Source organism: Ideonella dechloratans, assembly GCF_021049305.1.
Lineage (GTDB): Bacteria > Pseudomonadota > Gammaproteobacteria > Burkholderiales > Burkholderiaceae_C > Ideonella > Ideonella dechloratans.
This window is the reverse complement of sequence record NZ_CP088081.1, coordinates 257121-275939: the sequence shown is the minus strand read 5'-3', so window position 1 is coordinate 275939 and position 18819 is coordinate 257121. Positions and strand designations below refer to the sequence as shown.

The window sequence follows — 18819 nt, the reverse complement described above, 5'->3', positions numbered from 1 at the left end:
TCATTGCGGAGGAAGGATCTGGGTCCAGGTTTCGCTCACGGTGTCGGCACCGGAGCGCAGGTAGGCGCGCAGCTCGACCGGCCGGGCCGGGTCCAGGGTCTGCACGCGCAGGGTCAGTCGCCAGGCGCCGGTGGCGTCCACGCGGTAGACGTTCTGTTCGGTGATGCGGCCGGCGTCGTTGCTGCTGACCACCGCCTGCACGGCGGCGTTGTCGGGCAGGGGCTTGCCGCCCACCGTGCCGTTGAAGTCGATGACGAACTGGCGCTCGCCCGCGGCCAGGGCGGCAAAGCCGCGGCCGGCGCGGGTCTGGCTGACCCACAGGGCGGGCGGGCGCTGCTGGGCGTCGCCCTGCCAGTCGATGCGCCAGGCCAGGTTCAGCGGCTGGCCCGCGGCGGGCAGCTGGGCCGGCACCCAGTAGGCGACGATGTTGTCGTTGGTCTCGTCCGGCGTGGGCAGCTGCATCAGCTCCACGCGGCCGGCACCCCAGTCGCCCACCGGCGTCACCCAGGCCGAAGGACGCTTTTCATAACGGGCCTCGGGGTCCTCGTAGCTGGCGAAGCTGCGGTCGCGCTGCATCAGGCCGAAACCGCGCAGCGAAGGCATGGCGAAGGACGTGACCAGCGGCCAGCGCGGGTTCTGCAGCGGGCGCCACAGCCATTCGCCGGTGCCGCTGGCCACCATCAGGCCGTCGCTGTCGTGCACCTCGGGGCGGAAGTCGTCCTTGTTGGGCTGGTTCTCGCCGAACTGGAACATGCTGGTCAGCGGCGCGATGCCCAGGGTGCGGATGGGCTGGGTGGTCTGGCGCAGGAAGACGCGCGCCTGGACGTTGACCGCGGTGCTCTGGCCGGGCTGGATGTCGAAGCGGTAGGCGCCGGCCACGCGCGGGGAATCCAGCAGCGCGAAGACGGTCAGCACCTTGGCGCCGGCCTCGGGCCGCACGACCCAGAAGTCGGTGAAGCGGGGGAATTCCTCGGGGCCGCTGCCGCCGGCCGAATCGACCGCCAAACCACGGGCCGACAGGCCGTAATGCTGGCCGGCGCCCAGGGCGCGGAAGTAGCTGGCGCCCTGGAAGACGATCAGCTCGTCCTTGTAGGCGCTGCCATTGAGCGGGTAGTGCACGCGAAAGCCGGCGTGGCCGATGTCGCCCCAGGCGGCGGGCTGCAGGGCGGTGTTGGCGCCGTAGTCGAAGTCCTCCGGCCGGTAGGGCAGCGCGCGTTCGCCATCCGGCGACAGCTCGTGCATGCGCACCGGCTCGGTCTGGTACTTGCCCAGGTGGAAGAACATCAGCTCGAAGGGCAGGCCCAGGCTGCGCCAGACGGCGTGGTCGGGCCGGAAGCGGATGTCGCGGGCCTGGTCGTAGCTCAGGTCCTTCAGGGCCTGCGGGGTGCGGCTGGGCACCGGGGCGTAGGGCTGGCCGGCCAGGCTGCGGGCGCGCTCGCCCAGGCGGTCGAAGAAGGGGGCGGCGATGCTGGCCGCGCTGGGTGCAGCGGGCGCCGTGGCAGAGGCGGCGACGCTGGCCGAGGGAGCCGCCGCCACCTGCAGCGGGGCTTGCGGCAGCTCAGGCGCGGCAGCCCGGGCACCGGCTTGGGCGGCCAGCAACACGGCCAGCGCCAGCATCCGGCAAGCCGGGCGGCGGGCTGTGATGAAGCAGCGGACGGGTGCAGTCATGCCGCTGACAGGGCAAAGCCCGTGCCAGACGGAAAATCCTTTTCAAATCAGCGGCTTGAAGAAAAGCCTCCTGCCTGCCCCCCGGTTTCAGGGGCAAAAGCGTCGCCGATCAGCGACAGGCTTTTTCGCTGCAGCGCAACAATTCAGCCAAGTGACTGATACACAAGGCTATTTGTCCTGTCGCTCGTCGGCGACAGGGGGCCCGCCCTCGTCGCCATCCGGCGACTCGCCGCGGAACAGGCCGGGCGTCAGGCCATGCTTTTGCAGCAGGCGGTAGAACTCGGTGCGGTTGCGTTCGGCCAGCCGGGCGGCGTCGGCCACCTGGCCGTCGGTCAGCTTGAGCAGGCCGACCAGGTAGTCGTGCTCGAAGCGGCGCTTGGCCTCGGCAAAGGGCAGCACCTCCACCGTGGGCACCCGCAGGGCCCGCTGCACCAGGCTCAGCGGGATCAGCGGCGCGGTGGCCAGGGCGCAGACCTGCTCCACCACGTTGTGCAGTTGGCGCACATTGCCCGGCCAGGCGGCGGTGCTCAGGGCGCTCAGCGCGTCGGGGGCAAAGCCATTGAGACGCTTCTGGTACTTGGCCGCCAGCCGCTGCAGAAAGTGCTGAGCCAGCAGCGGGATGTCCTCGCGCCGCTCGGCCAGGGTGGGCAGGGTCAGCGTGACGACGTTGAGCCGGTAGTAGAGATCCTCGCGGAACTCGCCGGCGGCCATGGCCGCGTCCAGGTCGCGGTGGGTGGCCGAGAGGATGCGCACATCCACCGGCACCGACTGCTGGGCGCCCACCGGCCGCACCTGGCGTTCCTGCAGCACCCGCAGCAGCTTGACCTGCAGCGTGGGCGGCATGTCGCCGATCTCGTCCAGGAACAGGGTGCCGCCGTCGGCGCTCTGGAACAGGCCGCGGTGGTTGGCCACCGCGCCGGTGAAGGCGCCCTTGACGTGGCCGAAGAGCTCAGATTCCAGCAGGGCCTCAGGGATGGCGCTGCAGTTGACCGCCACGAAGGGCCCCTTGGCGCGCGGGCTGGCGCGGTGGATGGCGTTGGCCAGCAGTTCCTTGCCGCTGCCGCTTTCGCCGCGGATCAGCACCGAGGCATCGCCCGCGGCCACCAGCCGGGCCTCGGCCAGCACCTCGTCCATCACCGCCGAGCGGCTGACGATCTCGGCCCGCCAGGCCTCACCGGCCTCGCTGGTGCGCGGCGTGGCCGCGGCCGACACGGCCAGGGCCCGGTCCACCGCGGCCATCAGCTCCTGGCCGTCGAAGGGCTTGGTGAGGTAGCTGAAGACGCCGCGCATGGTGGCGTCCACCGCGTCAGGGATGGTGCCGTGCGCGGTCAGCAGGATGACCGGCAGGCCGGGGTAGCGGGCCTGGATGGCGTCATAGAGCTTGAGACCGTCCATGCCGGGCAGGCGCACGTCGCTGAGCACCAGGCGCGGGCGTGCCAGCTCCAGGCGGGCCAGGGCCTCTTCGGCGCTGGCCACCGCGGTCACCGCATGGCCGGCCGCGCTCAGTCGCAGCGACAGCAGGCGCAGCAGGTCGGGGTCGTCGTCCACCACCAGGATGGGGGTCTTGGTGTCGCTGTTCGTCGCGGTGCTGGGCATGGGGGCTCCTCGGGGCCGGTTCGGGACCGCGTTCAGGGCCGCTTGGGGCCCAGCGAGCGCTCGATGGCCTTGAGGGCCTCGAGCTTCTCGCTGAGCTGATCGATGCGGCGCTGGCTGTCGCGCAGCTGCTGGGCCAGGCGGTCGGACTGTTCCTCCAGCCGGCGCTGCTCGGCCGCCCGGCCGGCCAGCAGCCGAGCCCAGGGCGCCCAGGCCGCGGCCTCGTCGCCGCTGGCCTTGCCCACGGCCTCCAGCAGACCCTGGGCGCGGGCGGCGTCGCCCGGGTTGCGGGTGTGCAGCAGCGCCAGGCCCAGCTCCACCAGGTGGGCCGGCGTGGGGGTGTCGGCGCTCAGGCGGGCGATGCGGGCGGGCAGCGGCTCGCCGCTGGCATTGCGCAGCTCATCCTGCCACTGCAGCAGGCGGCGGCCGGCCAGATCGCGGTCGCTGTGGGTGGGCGCGGTGGCGGGCGGCTCGCAGGCCGGCGCGGCGGTGGTGGCGGGCGGGGGCTCGGTCACGGGGGTGCCGGCGGGTGGTGGCGGCAGGCTGTCACAGCCGGCCAGGGTCAGCAGCAGACCCAGCAGGCACGGGGTCCACAGCGGGACGGAACGGCAAGGCGGGGACATGGCGTCAGGCATGGGAAGTTCGGAAGGTGCGGGTGTCGCCCAGGGGCAGCAGGATGCGGAAGGTGGCGCCGCCCGGGCCGGGCTGAAGCGCCACGCTGCCGCCGTGGGCGCTGACCTGTTCGCGCACGATGGACAGGCCGATGCCGCTGCCGCGGGGCTGGTCCTCAGGCTGCAGGCTGCCCCGGAAGAAGGGATCGAAGATGTGTTCGCGGTCGGGCTCGGCCACGCCGGGGCCGCTGTCCTGGATCTCCAGCGCGGCCTGGTCGCCCTCGCGCCAGAGCCGCCAGCGGATCTGCCCGCCTTCGGGGGTGAAGCGGATGGCGTTGATCATCAGGTTGGCCAGGGCCATGCCCAGGCGGTCGGGGTCCACCGGGGCCTCCAGGCGTTCGCCCCCCGTCACCTCCACCGCGATGTGGCGGGCCTGCCAGCTCAGGCGCTGGGCTTCGACCACGCCCTCGACCAGGCTGCGCAGCCGGGTGGGCCGGCGCTGCAGGCGCTGGGCGTCGAAGGCCGCCGCGTTGTAGCGCAGCAGGTCCTCGATCTGCTGCTGCAGCACCGCGGTGTTGTGGCGCAGGATGCCGACGATCTCGGCCTGCCCGGCGCTGAGCGGACCGCCCACGCCCTCCTGCAGCAGCGAGGCGCCTTCGCGCAGCGCGGCCAGCGGCGTCTTCAGCTCGTGCGAGGTGTGGCGCAGGAAGCGGTCCTTGTCGGCGTCGGACTCGATCAGGCGCCGGCGCAGCCAGTCCAGCTGGTGGCCCAGGCGGGCCAGGTCCGAAGGGCCGGCAATCTCCACCGGTTCGGCCATGCGCCCCTCGCCCAGGGCGGTGATGGCGCGGCCGAGCTGGCGCAGCGGCCGGGTCAGCCACAGGCCGAAGGCCAGCGCCGCCAGCGCCACCACCACGATGGCCACCCCCACCTGGCGCACCAGGCGCGCGCGCTGGGATTCCAGCGCGTCCTGCACCGCCTGGTTGCGCTCGGCGATGCTGCGCTGCACCTGCACCGTCAGGCGGCGGGTGCCCTCGCCCAGCTGCTCGAAGCCCTGGCTGAGGGCCTGGTCCCGCTCGGGCGAGCCCATGCCGGAGGCATCCAGCAGCCGGCGGATCTGGGCGGCCGCCGACAGCCAGTGGCGGGCCTGCGCGGCCGTCGGCTCGAAATCGACCAGCGGCTGCATGGCGTTGCGGGCCTCGCGCACCGCGGCGTCGTAGCGCTGGCGCAGCACCGGGTCGCCCAGCACCAGGTACTGGCGGGCGGCGCGCTCCATGTCGGTGGCCCGGTCGCCCAGGCCGCTGACGGCCAGGTTCAGCACCACGGCCTGCTGGGCCGCCTCGCGGCTCTTGGCCATCAGCCCCTGCAGCGCCTGCAGGCCGCTGAGCGACACCGCGCCGAGCGCGGCAGCGGTCAGCACGAAGGCCAGCAGCAGCAGTTGGCGGAAGGAGGTGCGCAGGACCAAAGGAGGGGTGCTCGGCCATGGAGCAGAGTGAAGCAGCCGGCAGTGTAGGCCGGCCGCGCCGGCCCAGGCGTGACCAAGGGCGACGCCGACTTGCGACAATGCCCCCCACAACCGCATTCACACCCCTTCCCATGCAACAGCGTGTCCTGACCGGCATCACCACCACCGGCACCCTGCACCTCGGCAACTACGTGGGCGCCCTGCGTCCGGCCATCGCCGCCAGCCGCGAGCCCGGCGCGGAGAGCTTCTTCTTCATGGCCGACTACCACGCGCTGATCAAGTGCGACGACCCGGCCCGCATCGAACGCTCGCGCCTGCAGATCGCCGCCACCTGGCTGGCCGCCGGCCTGGACACCGAGCGCGTGGTCTTCTACCGCCAGAGCGACATCCCCGAGATCCCCGAGCTGTGCTGGCTGCTGACCTGTGTGACCAGCAAGGGCCAGATGAACCGGGCCCATGCCTACAAGGCCAGCGTGGACGCCAACACGGCCGCCGGCGAGGAGCCCGATGCCGGCGTGACCATGGGCCTGTACTGCTACCCCATCCTGATGGCCGCGGACATCCTGATGTTCAACGCCCACCGCGTGCCGGTGGGCAAGGACCAGGTCCAGCACATCGAGATGGCGCGCGACGTGGCCACCCGCTTCAACCACCTGTTCGGCGCCGGCGAGGAGTTCTTCGTGCTGCCCGAGGCGCAGGTGGACGAGACGATGGAGCTGCTGCCCGGCCTGGACGGCCGCAAGATGAGCAAGAGTTACGACAACGTCATCCCGCTGTTCGAGGGCGGCGAGAAGGCGCTGCGCGAGGCGATCGCCCGCATCGTCACCGACAGCAAGCTGCCCGGCGAGCCCAAGGACCCGGACAGCGCCCACCTGGTCACCATCTTCGACGCCTTCGCCACGGCCGAGGAGCGCGCCGCCTTCCGCGCCGAGCTGCGCGCCGGCCTGGCCTGGGGCGAGGCCAAGAACCGCCTGTTCGAGCAGATCAACCGCCAGATCGGCCCGATGCGCGCGCGCTACGACGCGCTGATGGCCCACCCGGAAGAGATCGAGGCCATCCTGCAGAAGGGGGCCGAGCGCGCCCGCGCCCTGGCCCGCCCGCTGCTGGACCGCCTGCGCCATGCGGTGGGCCTGCGCCGCTTCCAGCCGCTGGCCGCCAGCGCGGCGCCGGTGGCCAAGGCCAAGACCGCCCTGCCCGTCTTCAAGCAGTACCGCGAGGCCGACGGCCAGTTCTACTTCAAGCTCAGCGCCCACGACGGCCGCGTGCTGCTGCAAAGCCAGGGCTTTGCCGGTGGCCGCGAGGCCGGCGAGTGGGTCAAGCGCCTGAAGCTCGAGGGCGCGGCCGCCCTGGCCGGTGCCCCGGTGGCCCTGGGCGAGGGCGTGCAGGCCGACGAGGTGGGCCAGGCCCTGTCCGCCCTGCAGCAGGCCGAGGCCTGAGCCGGCGCCCGCCCAGCCCCCCGCTCAGGGGATTGCCGAAGCGGCCCCCACCCCCTAGCCTGCGAGGCGCAACAACACCCTGAGGGGCCCATGGATACTCCGGTTCGGCTGGTGTTCGCCGGCACCGTGCGCGATGGCTTCGATCGCGCCTCCGTCCAGCACAAGCTGGGCGCCTGGCTCAAGCTCGACGGCCCCCGGCTGGACAAGCTGTTCTCCGGCCGCTCGGTGGTCATCAAGCGCGGCCTGCCGGCCGAACAGGCCGCCGCCTGGGTGCAGCGCTTTGCCGCCCTGGGGGCCGAGCTGAAGGTCGAGCCCGACACCCCGCTGCCGGCCAGCGTGCGAGCGGCGCCGATCCCGGCGCCCGCGCCCGCCCCGGCAGAACCTGCCCTCTCGCTGGTGGCCGCCGAGGCCCCACCCACCGTCCCGCGGGCGGAGCCACCCATGCGTCTGGCGCCGGATCCCGCGGCCCTGGACGAGGTCACCTGCCCCACCTGCGGCGAGCGCCAGCCCCGCCGCATCCTGTGCCGCCAGTGCGCCACCGACATCCCGCGTGCCCTGGCCGCCCGGGAGGAACAGCGCGCCGCCGAGCGGGCCGAGCGCATCGCCGCGGCCCGGGCCCGCCGGGGCCTCAAGCCCCTGCCCGACCCGGCCGCCGAGCGCTTCGTGACCGAGGACGAGGTGCCGCTGCTGGGCCGCAGTTTCGACGGCCGGCTGGGCCGCATGAGCTACCTGGCGGGCAACCTGATGGCCTGGGCCGGCATGGGGCTGTCCTTCTTCCTGCTGGTGAAGTGGCCCGGCTGGACGACCGGCGCCCTGATGCTGGGGGTGGTGATCTGGGTCATGTTCTTCAGCTGGCGCCTGACCACGCTGCGCATGCACGACTTCAACCGCAGCGGCTGGTGGGCCCTGCTCTTCGGCCTGCCGGTGATCGGCCCCATCCTGAGCATCGTGATCATGCTGGTGCCGGGCGACGAGCACCCCAACGACTACGGCGAGCCCCAGCGCGAGCGGCACTCGGGCCTGGCCATCGCCGCGGTGGTGGTGCTGGGCCTGTCGATCAGTCTGAGCCTGCATGCGGCCAAGCGCTGGGCCGAACGCATGTCCGACGCCGAGGAAGCCGCCCAGGCCGAACAGGCCAACCGGCCCAAGATCACGCTGGAATCGGTGCTGGGCAGCCCCGAAGCCGCTCGGGCCTTCGACCGCGAGTACGTGACCGGCCGCGGCCACCGTGCCTTCGCCCGCTCGCCCAGCGGCGCGGCCTGGGGCCTGCGCACCGATGCCGCTTCGCCCGACGAGGCCGCCACCGACGCCCTGCGCCAGTGCAACAGCCGCCGCCCCGAGGGTGGCGTGGCCTGCCAGCTGGTGCATCTGGACGACGCCTGGGTGCTGCCGGAAAACTGAGCCCCTGCCCGGCGGCGGACGCGGGGGAGCGGTCACAATCCGAGGGCTATGAGTCCTTCTTCCGCCTCTGCCCCGGTCACCGACGCTCCCACCCTTCCGGCCCTGCTGAAGGCCCGCGTGGCCCTGTCGCCGCAGGGCGAGGCCTACCGGGCCTTCGATCCGGCCAGCCAGCGCTGGGAGTCCCTGAGCTGGGCCCAGGCCGGCGAGCGGGTGGCCCGCTGGCGCGATGCCCTGGCCGCCATGCCCCTGCCCGAAGGCGGGCGGGTGGCCATCCTGCTGCCCAACGGCCTGAACGCGATGAGCATCGACCAGGCCGCAATGGCCCTGGGCCTGGTGCCGGTGCCGCTGCACGCCATCGACAACCCGGGCAGCATCGGCTACATCCTGGCCGACAGCGCGGCCTCGCTGCTGGTGCTGGAGACCCGCCACCAGTGGGAAGCCATCCTGCACACCGGCGCCATCCTGCCGGCCCTCAAGGCGGTCGTCGTCACCGGCGACCTGACCGCCAGCCCGGAGGACCTCTCCCGCCTGCCCTCGGCCCAGGTGCCGGTGCTGGGCCTGGCCGAATGGCTGGCCGCGGGCGTGCCCTCGGCCGACCGGCCCGGGCCGGGCCCGGAAGACCTGGCCGCCATCGTCTACACCTCCGGCACCACCGGCCGGCCCAAGGGCGTCAAGCTCAGCCACCGCAACGTGGTGGCCAACCTGACGGCGGTGCTGCAGTGCGTGGCCCCGACGCCGCAGGACCGCTTCCTGTCCTTCCTGCCGCTGTCGCACACCTTCGAGCGCACGGTGGGCTACTACCTGCCCATCGCCACCGGCAGCTGCGTGGCCTATGCCCGCTCGGTGGCCGAGTTGCCGCAGGACATGCTGGTCCAGCGGCCCACCGTGCTGGTGTCGGTGCCGCGCATCTACGAGCGCGTGTACGCCAAGCTGCAGGAGGTGATGGCGGCCTCGCCGCTCAAGGCCCGGCTGATGGACTGGACCATCGCGGTGGGCTGGCGGCGCTTCCGGGCCCGCCAGGAGCTGCCGCCCGACGCCGACGGCGCGCCGCGCCTGCTGGACGCCCTGGTCTGGCCGCTGCTGTCGCTGCTGGTGGCACGGCCGGTGCTGGCCCGCTTCGGCGGCCGCATCCGGGTGGCGGTCAGCGGCGGCGCGGCCCTGCCGGCGGCCGTGGCCCGCACTTTCCTGGGCCTGGGCCTGCCCATCATCCAGGGCTATGGCATGACCGAGACCTCGCCCATCGTCTCGGCCAACACGCTGGACAGCAACGACCCGATGAGCGTGGGCCGCCCGCTGCCGGGCGTGATGGTGCGCATCGGCGAGAACCGCGAGCTGCAGGTCAAGGGTCCCTCGGTGATGCAGGGCTACTGGCACCGCGACGAGGACACCGCCCGGGTGCTGACGCCCGACGGCTGGCTGGGCACCGGCGACCAGGCCGAGATCCTGGACGGGCGCATCTACATCCGCGGCCGCATCAAGGACATCATCGTCACCTCCACCGGCGAGAAGATCCCGCCGGTCGACCTGGAACAGGCCCTGTGCGAGGACCCGCTGATCGCCCAGTGCTGCGTGGTGGGCGAAAACAAGCCCTTCATCGGCGCGCTGGTGGTGCTGCACGAGGACGAATGGCGCCGCCTGGCCTTCAGCCTGGGCCTGGACTGGCAGGACCCGGCCAGCCTGCGCAGCAGCCTGGCCCACGAGGCGGTGCTCAAGCGGCTGGCCCAGCGGGCTGCGGGCTTCCCGCGCTACGCGGTGCCGCGGGCGGTGGTGCTGAGCCTGGAACCCTGGACGGTCGAGAACACCCTGCTCACCCCGACGCTCAAGCTCAAGCGCCACAACCTGATGGCCCGCTTCGAGAACGAGCTGCAGGCCCTCTATGGCCCGCGCTGAGGCCCACGCCGAGGTCGGCCGAGGCGGGGCCTGAGCATGGGCATCGTGGTCCTGGCCGTGGCGTCGCTGATCGCCCTGACCACCCTGTTGCACTACGAGGTGCTCAGCCGGGTGGACGCCCTGCTGCCCGGCCTGCGCACGCCCCGGCGCAGCAAGCTGCTGGTGGTGATGTTCGCGGTCTTCCTGGCCCACGCGCTGCAGATCGCCCTCTACGGCTTCACGCTGTACGGCCTGCAGCGCGGGGGGTTGGGCCACCTGACGGCCTCGGGTCAGGCCGACCTGGGCGCCAGCCTCTACTTCTCGGCCGAGACCTTCACCTCGCTGGGCTTCGGCGACCTGGTGCCGGTGGGCCCGCTGCGCCTGCTGGCCGGGGTCGAGGCGCTCAACGGCCTGGTGCTGATCGGCTGGTCGGCCTCCTATGCCTATCTGGCGATGGAGCGCTTCTGGCGCGAGGCGCGGCCCTCGGACGACCGCTGAGCCGCGGGCCCGCTCCGCCCGATCATCCCGATCATCCCGCCATGGCCTGACGCACCGCCTGATCCCAGCGGGCCATGCGTTCGCGGGCCTGCTCGCGCGGCAGGGTGGGCTCGAAGCGGCGTTCCACCCGCCATTGGCCGGCCAGGGCTTCAGGCCCATCCCACACGCCGGTGGCCAGGCCGGCCAGGTAGGCCGCGCCCAGCGCGGTGGTCTCCACCACGGCCGGCCGCACCACCGGGATGCCCAGCAGGTCGGCCTGGAACTGCATCAGCAGGTCGTTGACGCTGGCGCCACCGTCCACCCGCAGCTCGCTGACGCGCTCGCCCCCGGCGGCCACCACGTCCTGGCTCATGGCCTGCAGCAGCGCCGCGCTCTGGAAGGCGATGCTCTCCAGCGCGGCGCGGGCGATGTGGGCCACGGTGCTGCCGCGGCTCAGGCCGACGATGGTGCCGCGGGCCTCGGTGTCCCAGTAGGGCGCGCCCAGGCCGGTGAAGGCGGGCACGAACATCACGCCCCCGGCATCGGGCACGCTCTCGGCCAGGGCCTGCACCTCGGAGCTGGCGCTGATGGCGCGCAGGCCGTCGCGCAGCCACTGCACCACCGCCCCGCCGATGAAGACGCTGCCCTCCAGCGCGAACTGGGGCCCCTGGCCCGGCGCGGCCGCCGCGGCGGTGGTCACCAGGCCGTGGGTGCTGGCCTGGGCCAGGCCGCCGGTGTGCATCAGCATGAAGCAGCCGGTGCCGTAGGTGTTCTTGGCGATGCCCGGACCGAAGCCGGCCTGGCCGAACAGGGCGGCCTGCTGGTCGCCCGCCATGCCGGCCACCGGCACGGGCGCGCCCAGCAGATGGGCCTCGGTCTCGCCGAACAGGTGGCTGCTGGGGTGGACCTCGGGCAGGGCCTCGGGTGGCAGGCCCAGGGCCTGCACCAGGGCCTCGTCCCAGCCGCCCTGGGCCAGGTTGTACATCAGCGTGCGCGAGGCATTGGTCACGTCGGTGGCATGCACCCGCCCGCCGGTGAGCTGCCACAGCAGCCAGCTGTCCACCGTGCCGAAAGCCAGTTCGCCGCGCGTGGCGGCCTCGCGCACGGCGGGCACGTGGTCGAGCAGCCAGCGCAGCTTGCTGGCCGAGAAGTACGGGTCCAGACGCAGCCCGGTGCGCTGGCGCACCTGGGGCTCCAGCCCGGCCTCGCGCCAGGCGCTGCAGATGCCTTCGGCCCGCCGGTCCTGCCAGACGATGGCGCGGTGCAGCGGCTCGCCGGTGCGGCGGTTCCAGACCACCGTGGTCTCGCGCTGGTTGGTGATGCCGATGGCGCGCAGCTGGCGGGCCTCCAGGCCCGCCTCCGCCAGGGCCTGGCGGGCGGTGGCCCACTGGCTCTCCCAGATCTCCATCGGGTCGTGCTCGACCCAGCCGGGCTGGGGGTAGATCTGGCGGAACTCGCGCTGGGCCATGGCGACGATGTGGCCGCGCTCGTCGAACACGATGCTGCGCGAACTGGACGTGCCCTGATCCAGGGCCAGGATGTGGCTCACTGCGTGTCTCCTTGTCTTGTGGTTCTGTGGCGTGGCGCGCGGGCCGGACGCGCGGCTCAGGGCGCGGCCAGTTCCAGCTGCACGCCCGCCTCGGCCAGCAGGGCCGGGAAAGGCTCGGGCGGCGCAGCATCGGTGAACAGCAGGTCGATCTGGTCGACCCGGGCCAGCTCCACCATGGCCGGGCGGTTGAACTTGCCGTGGTCGGCCACCAGCCAGACCTCGCGGCTCTGCTCGAGGATGACCCGCGCCACCATGACCTCGCGGTAGTCGTAGTCGCGCAGCGAGCCATCGGCCTCGATGCCCGAGATGCCGATGATGCCGATGTCCACCTTGAACTGGCGGATGAAGTCCACCGTGGCCTCGCCGACGATGCCGCGGTCGCGGTGGCGCACCACGCCGCCGGTGACGATGACCTCGCAGTCGGGGTTGTCGGCCAGGATGCGCGCCACGTTCAGGTTGTTGGTGATGACCCGCAGGCCCTTGTGCTGCAGCAGCTCGCGCGCCACCGCCTCGTTGGTGGTGCCCAGGTTGATCAGCAGCGAGCAGCCGTGGGGCACCCGTGCCGCCACCGCGCGCGCGATGCGCCGCTTGCCGTCGGCGTTGAGCGACTCGCGCTGCCGGTAGGCGATGTTCTCGGTGGTGGAGTGCGGCAGGCGCACGCCGCCGTGAAAGCGCGCCAGCAGGCCGGCCTCGGCCAGCAGCTTCACATCCCGGCGCACCGTCTGCAGCGTGACGTTGAAACGCTCGGCCAGGGCCTCGACCGTCACCGCGCCACGGGCGCGCACCTCGTCCAGCAGCTGGGATTGGCGGGGATTGGGGGTCATGAACTGCATTGTCACCACCCCAAAACGAAAACAAACGATGAAATCCCCATTGCAAACGAACATCGATTTGGTTAAAACGAAAAAATAAGAACAAGCGCGCACTCTTCCGGTGCCCGCTCAACCCCAGGAGACACCGCTTGCCAAACGCCTCGCCCGCACCGGCGACCCCCGGTGACGCCACGGCTGCCCCGCTGGACTGCGACGTGCTGGTCGTGGGCGGCGGCATCAATGGCTGCGGCATCGCCCGCGACCTGGCCGGCCGCGGCTGGCGCGTGGTGCTGGCCGAGCAGGACGACCTGGCCGCGCACACCTCCTCGTCGAGCACCAAGCTGATCCACGGCGGGCTGCGCTACCTCGAATACCGCGAGTTCTCGCTGGTGCGCAAGGCGTTGCAGGAACGCGAGGTGCTGCTCAAGAGCGCGCCGCACATCATGTGGCCGCTGCGCTTCGTGATGCCGCACGACCCGGCCATGCGGCCGGCCTGGCTGATCCGCCTGGGCCTGTTCCTGTACGACCACCTGGCCCGCCGCGAGGTGCTGCCCGGCTCGCGCGGCGTGGACCTGCGCCAGCATCCGGTGGGCGCCCCGCTGCAGGACCAGTTCACCCGCGGCTTCGTCTATTCCGACGGCTGGGTGGACGACGCCCGCCTGGTGGTGCTCAACGCCATCGACGCGCGCGCCCACGGCGCCCGGGTGTTCACCCGCACGCGGGTCAGCACTGCCCAGCGCGACGCCCGGGGCTGGCAGGCCACGCTGACCCTGGCCGATGGCCGGCGCTGCCCGGTGCGGGCGCGCGCGCTGGTGAACGCCGCCGGCCCCTGGGCCGAGAGCTTTCTGCGCGAGACCGCCCGGCCCGCCGGCCACGAGGCCCTGGCCACCAAGAGCCTGCGCCTGGTCAAGGGCTCGCACATCGTCGTGCGGCGCTGCTTCGAGCACGACCATACCTACATCTTCCAGAACCCGGACAAGCGCATCATCTTCGCCATCCCCTACGAGCGGGACTTCACGCTGATCGGCACCACCGACCAGGAGATCCACGGCGACCCGCGCGGCGCGGCCATCGCCGAGGACGAGATCGCCTACCTCTGCGCCCAGGCCAGCCGCTACTTCAAGCGCGCGGTCACGCCGGCCGACGTGGTCTGGACCTACGCCGGCGTGCGGCCGCTGCTGGACGATGCCTCGGGCGACCCCTCGGCCGTCACGCGCGACTACCTGCTGGAGCCCAACCGCGAGGGCGCACCGCTGCTGAGCGTGTGGGGCGGCAAGATCACCACCTTCCGCAAGCTGGCCGAGGATGCCGCCACCGAGGTCGGCCAGATGCTGGGCGAGGCCCGCCGGCCCTGGACCGAAGGGGCCTTCCTGCCCGGCGGCGACCTGCGCGACTGGATCGGCCCGGCCCGCCGCCCGGACACCGACTTCGAGCGCCTGGTGCAGACCCTGGGCCAGCGCCACCCCTGGCTGCCGGGCCCGCTGGCGCGGCGCCTGGCGCGGGCCTACGGGGCCCGGGTGGGCACGCTGATCGGCCAGGCCGGTTCGCTGGCCGGGCTGGGCACCGAGGTGGCGCCGGGCCTGTACGAGGCCGAGCTGCGCCTGCTGCAGCGCGAGGAATGGGCCCAGGACGCCGACGACGTGCTGTGGCGGCGCAGCAAGCTGGGCCTGCACTACACCCCTGAAGAACGCCAGCGCGTGAGCGACTGGCTGCAATCGCACCCCCACCCCGAGAACGACGGAACCGACATGAAGGTGAACCCATGCAGCTGAAGCTGGAAGGCATCAGCAAACGGGTCGGGGCCGCGCCCTGGCTGTACGAGATGGACCTGGCCCCGCAGCCCGGTGCCGTGACGGTGCTGCTGGGCGCGACCCAGGCCGGCAAGACCAGTCTGATGCGCATCATGGCCGGCCTGGACACGCCCAGCACCGGCCGGGTGCGCGTGGACGGCCGGGACGTCACCGGCCTGCCGGTGCGCCAGCGCAATGTGGCCATGGTCTACCAGCAGTTCATCAACTACCCGTCGATGACGGTGTACGACAACATCGCCTCGCCGCTGCGGCTGGGGGGTCGGCCCGCGGCCGAGATCGACCGCCAGGTGCGGGCCCTGGCCGAGCGGCTGCACATCGAGGTCTTCCTCGAGCGCCTGCCGGCCGAGCTCTCCGGCGGCCAGCAGCAGCGCGTCGCGCTGGCCCGGGCCCTGGCCAAGGGTGCGCCGCTGATGCTGCTGGACGAGCCGCTGGTCAACCTGGACTACAAGCTGCGCGAGGAGCTGCGCGAGGAGCTGTGCCAGCTTTTCGCCAGCGGCGAGAGCACCGTGGTCTACGCCACCACCGAGCCGGCCGAGGCCCTGCTGCTGGGCGGCTGGACCGCGGTGATGGACCAGGGCGAGCTGCTGCAGTACGGCCCCACCGCCGAGGTCTTCCACCACCCGCGCTCGATCCGCGTGGCGCGGGCCTTTAGCGACCCGCCGATGAACCTGCTGGCGGCCCAGGCCACCGAAGGCGGCCTGCAGCTGGCCGGCGGGCCGGCGCTGGCCCTGGCCCTGCCCCCCACCGGACAGGCGGCGCTGACGGTGGGCGTGCGCGCCAGCGCGCTGCGCGTGGCCCCGCGTGCGGGCGATGTGGCCCTGCCCGGCTCGGTGGAGCTGGCCGAGATCTCGGGCTCCGACACCTTCGTCCACGTGCAGACCGCCGTGGGCGAGCTGGTGGCCCAGCTCACCGGGGTGCACGAGTTCGACCTGGGCGCCCCCATCACCCTGCACGCCAGCCCGGCGCAGGTGCATGTCTTCGACGCCCGGGGCGAGCTGCTGCTCGCGCCGCAACGACCGGGAGGGCGCTGAGATGGCCCGCATCGAACTCGACTTGGCGCACGCCTACAAGCCCCAGCCCAAGACCGACAGCGACTACGCCCTGCTGCCGCTGTCGATGACCTTCGAGGACGGCGGTGCCTACGCGCTGCTGGGCCCCTCGGGCTGCGGCAAGACCACCCTGCTCAACATCATGTCGGGCCTGCTGGTGCCCTCGCAGGGCACGGTGCGCTTCGACGGCCGGGACATGACCCGCGCCACGCCGCAGCAGCGCAACATCGCCCAGGTGTTCCAGTTCCCGGTCATCTACGACACCATGACCGTGGCCGAGAACCTGGCCTTCCCGCTGAAGAACCGCAAGGTGCCGGCGGCGACCATCCGGCAGCGGGTGGGCCAGATCGCCGAGATGCTGGGCATGAGCCACCAGCTGGACCAGCGCGCCGCCGGGCTGTCGGCCGACCAGAAGCAGAAGATCTCGCTGGGCCGCGGCCTGGTGCGGCCGGACGTCTCGGCCGTGCTGTTCGACGAGCCGCTGACGGTGATCGACCCGCACCTGAAGTGGCAGCTGCGGCGCAAGCTCAAGCAGATCCACCACGAGCTCAAGCTCACGCTGATCTACGTCACCCACGACCAGGTGGAGGCCCTGACCTTCGCCGACCAGGTGGTGGTGATGTCGCGCGGCCGGGTGATGCAGCTGGGCGCGCCCGACACCCTGTTCGAGCGACCGGCCCACACCTTCGTCGGCCACTTCATCGGCTCGCCGGGCATGAACTTCCTGCCCGTGACGGTGGAGGCCGGCGAGCTGCGGGTGGACGGCCGGCGGCTGGGCCCGGCCGGACGCGAACTGCCCGCCGGCGCGCTGCGCCTGGGCATCCGGCCCGAGTACCTGCGCCTGCAGCCGGCGGGCGAGCCCGGCACGCTGCCGGCCACCGTGCGCCAGGTGCAGGACATCGGCACCTACCTGCTGGTCACGCTGGAGGCCGCCGGCCACACGCTCAAGGCCCGCCTGCCCGCCGAAGCCGAGGCGCCGGCCGTCGGCGCCCAGGTGGGGGCGCAGCTGCTGGTCGAACACACCTGCTACTACCGCAACGAGGAGCTCATCGCATGAGCGTTCAGACCAAACCGGTGAACCAGCGGGCCTGGTTCCTGATCCTGCCGGTCATCCTGTGCGTGGCCTTCTCGGCCATCCTGCCGCTGATGACGGTGGTGAACTACTCGGTGCAGGACATCCTCGGCCCGGACCGCCGGGTCTTCGTCGGCACGGACTGGTTCGCCGCTGTGATGCGCGACGAGGAGCTGCACAGCGCCCTGTGGAACCAGCTGCGCTTCTCGCTGGCGGTGCTGGCGGTGGAACTGCCCCTGGGGGTCGCCCTGGCACTGGCCATGCCGGCCGCGGGCTGGCGCGCCTCGGTGACGCTGGTGATCGTCGCGCTGTCGCTGCTGATCCCCTGGAACGTGGTGGGCACGATCTGGCAGATCTTCGGCCGCACCGACATCGGCCTGCTGGGCCACGGGCTGGAGCGCCTGGGCATCGACTACAGCTACACGGGTGACGCCACCCAGGCCTGGCTGACGGTGCTGCTGATGGATGTCTGGCACTGGACGCCGCTGGTGGCGCTGCTGGCCTACGCGGGCCTGCGCTCCATCCCCGACGCCTACTACCAGGCCGCCCGCATCGACGGTGCCAGCAAGCTGGCCGTCTTCCGCTACATCCAGCTGCCCAAGATGCGCGGCGTGCTGATGATCGCGGTGCTGCTGCGCTTCATGGACAGCTTCATGATCTACACCGAACCCTTCGTGCTGACCGGCGGCGGGCCGGGTGACGCCACCACCTTCCTGAGCCAGTACCTCACGCAGAAGGCGGTCGGCCAGTTCGACCTGGGCCCGGCCGCGGCCTTCTCGCTGATCTATTTCCTCATCATCCTGCTGTTCTGCTTCGTGCTCTACAACTGGATGCAGCGCCTGGGCCAGGCCGAGAAGGAAGGAGCCAGCCATGGCTGAAACCCGCTTTCAGAAACGCACGCTGTTCCTGGTGCTGTATCTGGTGTTCGCGCTGCTGCCCATCTACTGGATGGTCAACATGAGCTTCAAGACCAATGAGGAGATCCTCAGCGGCTTCAGCCTGTGGCCCACGCACTTCACCTGGGCCAACTACGCCACCATCTTCACCGACGAGAGCTGGTACTCGGGCTACATCAACAGCCTGATCTACGTGGCGATGAACACGGTGATCTCGATCACCGTGGCCCTGCCGGCGGCCTACGCCTTCAGCCGCTACAGCTTCATCGGCGACAAGCATGTGTTCTTCTGGCTGCTGACCAACCGCATGACGCCGCCCGCGGTGTTCCTGCTGCCCTTCTTCCAGCTCTACACCACGCTGGGCCTGATGGACACGCACATCGCGGTGGCGCTGGCCCACCTGCTGTTCAACGTGCCGCTGGCGGTGTGGATCCTGGAGGGCTTCATGTCGGGCATCCCGCGCGAGATCGACGAGACCGCCTACATCGACGGCTACAGCTTCCCGCGCTTCTTCCTGACCATCTTCCTGCCGCTGATCAAGGCCGGCGTGGGCGTGACGGCCTTCTTCTGCTTCATGTTCAGCTGGGTGGAGCTGCTGCTGGCGCGCACCCTCACCAGCGTCAACGCCAAGCCCATCGTGGCGACGATGACCCGCACGGTCAGCGCCAGCGGCATGGACTGGGCCACGCTGGCCGCCGCCGGCGTGCTCACCATCGTGCCCGGCGCCATCGTGATCTGGTTCGTGCGGCACTACATCGCCAAGGGCTTCGCCATGGGGAGAGTGTGATGTTTGATTGGATGGTCTGGACCACGCCGGTGGCGGTGTTCTTCGGCGCCATCGCGCTGGTGCTGATCGGCATGACGGTGTGGGAGATCAAGTCGCCCACCACGCTGCGCAAGGGCTTTCTGCCCATCGCCACCACACGGGGCGACCGCCTGTTCATCGGCCTGCTGAGCGCCGCCTACATCAACCTGGCCTTCGTGGGTCTGGCCGGGCGCATCGCCGAGTGGCTGTCGCTGGAGCAGGAGCCCAGCATCTGGATCAGCTTCGTGCTGTCCATGGGCTTTCTGGCGCTGGTGATGCGAAAGGGCTGAGCCCGTTCCGCTGTTCCT

General features: G+C 71.7%; 16 protein-coding genes. 10 read left to right on the top strand and 6 right to left on the bottom strand.

Translation table 11 applies throughout. From position 1 onward, the window contains the following. From LRM40_RS01300 to LRM40_RS01285, 4 genes are all read right to left on the bottom strand, one after another. On the bottom strand, positions 1–1668 hold the full coding sequence (locus LRM40_RS01300) for a glucan biosynthesis protein G (protein WP_231067658.1): 1668 nt from the start codon (positions 1666–1668) through the stop codon (positions 1–3). A 168-nt stretch (positions 1669–1836) separates the two neighbouring features. Beyond that, entirely contained in the window at positions 1837–3264 is a 1428-nt protein-coding gene (locus tag LRM40_RS01295) for a sigma 54-interacting transcriptional regulator (protein WP_151125385.1), read from the bottom strand. A 32-nt stretch (positions 3265–3296) separates the two neighbouring features. Next, positions 3297–3896 (bottom strand): hypothetical protein, encoded by a 600-nt coding sequence (locus tag LRM40_RS01290; protein ID WP_231067657.1) that lies wholly within the window; start codon positions 3894–3896, stop codon positions 3297–3299. Beyond that, on the bottom strand, positions 3889–5334 hold the full coding sequence (locus LRM40_RS01285; RefSeq protein WP_151125387.1) for a HAMP domain-containing sensor histidine kinase: 1446 nt from the start codon (positions 5332–5334) through the stop codon (positions 3889–3891). Before LRM40_RS01285 ends, LRM40_RS01290 begins: the two co-directional genes overlap by 8 nt. 131 nt (positions 5335–5465) lie before the next feature. On the opposite strand from LRM40_RS01285, the gene LRM40_RS01280 reads away from it, so the two are divergent. The 4 genes from LRM40_RS01280 to LRM40_RS01265 all read left to right on the top strand — a co-directional run bounded on the left by LRM40_RS01280 (position 5466) and on the right by LRM40_RS01265 (position 10538). Next, complete coding sequence (locus LRM40_RS01280; protein WP_151125388.1) at positions 5466–6770, top strand: tryptophan--tRNA ligase; 1305 nt, start codon at positions 5466–5468, stop codon at positions 6768–6770. Positions 6771–6860: 90 nt separating this feature from the next. Then, on the top strand, positions 6861–8171 hold the full coding sequence (locus LRM40_RS01275; RefSeq protein WP_151125389.1) for a DUF805 domain-containing protein: 1311 nt from the start codon (positions 6861–6863) through the stop codon (positions 8169–8171). A 48-nt stretch (positions 8172–8219) separates the two neighbouring features. Next, on the top strand, positions 8220–10061 hold the full coding sequence (locus LRM40_RS01270) for an AMP-dependent synthetase/ligase (RefSeq protein ID WP_151125390.1): 1842 nt from the start codon (positions 8220–8222) through the stop codon (positions 10059–10061). 36 nt (positions 10062–10097) lie between these two features. Beyond that, the gene (locus tag LRM40_RS01265) at positions 10098–10538 is read left to right on the top strand and encodes a potassium channel family protein (protein WP_151125391.1); all 441 of its coding nucleotides are present in this window, start codon (positions 10098–10100) and stop codon (positions 10536–10538) included. Between the two features lie 31 nt (positions 10539–10569). On the opposite strand, the gene glpK is transcribed toward LRM40_RS01265, so the two are convergent. Together glpK and LRM40_RS01255 are read right to left on the bottom strand one after the other, a co-directional pair. Next, positions 10570–12066 (bottom strand): glycerol kinase GlpK, encoded by a 1497-nt coding sequence (gene glpK, locus LRM40_RS01260; RefSeq protein ID WP_151125392.1) that lies wholly within the window; start codon positions 12064–12066, stop codon positions 10570–10572. 56 nt (positions 12067–12122) lie between these two features. Then, positions 12123–12890 (bottom strand): DeoR/GlpR family DNA-binding transcription regulator, encoded by a 768-nt coding sequence (locus LRM40_RS01255; protein WP_151125393.1) that lies wholly within the window; start codon positions 12888–12890, stop codon positions 12123–12125. Positions 12891–13027: 137 nt separating this feature from the next. On the opposite strand from LRM40_RS01255, the gene glpD reads away from it, so the two are divergent. Genes glpD through LRM40_RS01225 form a run of 6 tightly spaced genes read left to right on the top strand, consistent with a single transcriptional unit; the run spans position 13028 to position 18801 of the window. Next, positions 13028–14650 (top strand): glycerol-3-phosphate dehydrogenase, encoded by a 1623-nt coding sequence (gene glpD / locus LRM40_RS01250; protein WP_151125394.1) that lies wholly within the window; start codon positions 13028–13030, stop codon positions 14648–14650. Then, on the top strand, positions 14641–15720 hold the full coding sequence (locus tag LRM40_RS01245) for an ABC transporter ATP-binding protein (protein ID WP_151125395.1): 1080 nt from the start codon (positions 14641–14643) through the stop codon (positions 15718–15720). Before glpD ends, LRM40_RS01245 begins: the two co-directional genes overlap by 10 nt. A 1-nt stretch (position 15721) precedes the next feature. Further along, a complete protein-coding gene (locus LRM40_RS01240; RefSeq protein ID WP_151125408.1) occupies positions 15722–16795 on the top strand; it encodes an ABC transporter ATP-binding protein in 1074 nt (357 codons plus the stop codon). Then, positions 16792–17688, top strand: a complete 897-nt coding sequence (locus LRM40_RS01235) for a carbohydrate ABC transporter permease (RefSeq protein WP_151125396.1) — start codon at positions 16792–16794, stop codon at positions 17686–17688. Before LRM40_RS01240 ends, LRM40_RS01235 begins: the two co-directional genes overlap by 4 nt. Then, positions 17681–18493 (top strand): carbohydrate ABC transporter permease, encoded by an 813-nt coding sequence (locus LRM40_RS01230; RefSeq protein ID WP_151125397.1) that lies wholly within the window; start codon positions 17681–17683, stop codon positions 18491–18493. The genes LRM40_RS01235 and LRM40_RS01230 overlap by 8 nt, the downstream gene beginning before the upstream one ends. Further along, on the top strand, positions 18493–18801 hold the full coding sequence (locus tag LRM40_RS01225) for a DUF2160 domain-containing protein (RefSeq protein WP_151125398.1): 309 nt from the start codon (positions 18493–18495) through the stop codon (positions 18799–18801). The genes LRM40_RS01230 and LRM40_RS01225 overlap by 1 nt, the downstream gene beginning before the upstream one ends. Positions 18802–18819 lie beyond the last annotated feature (18 nt).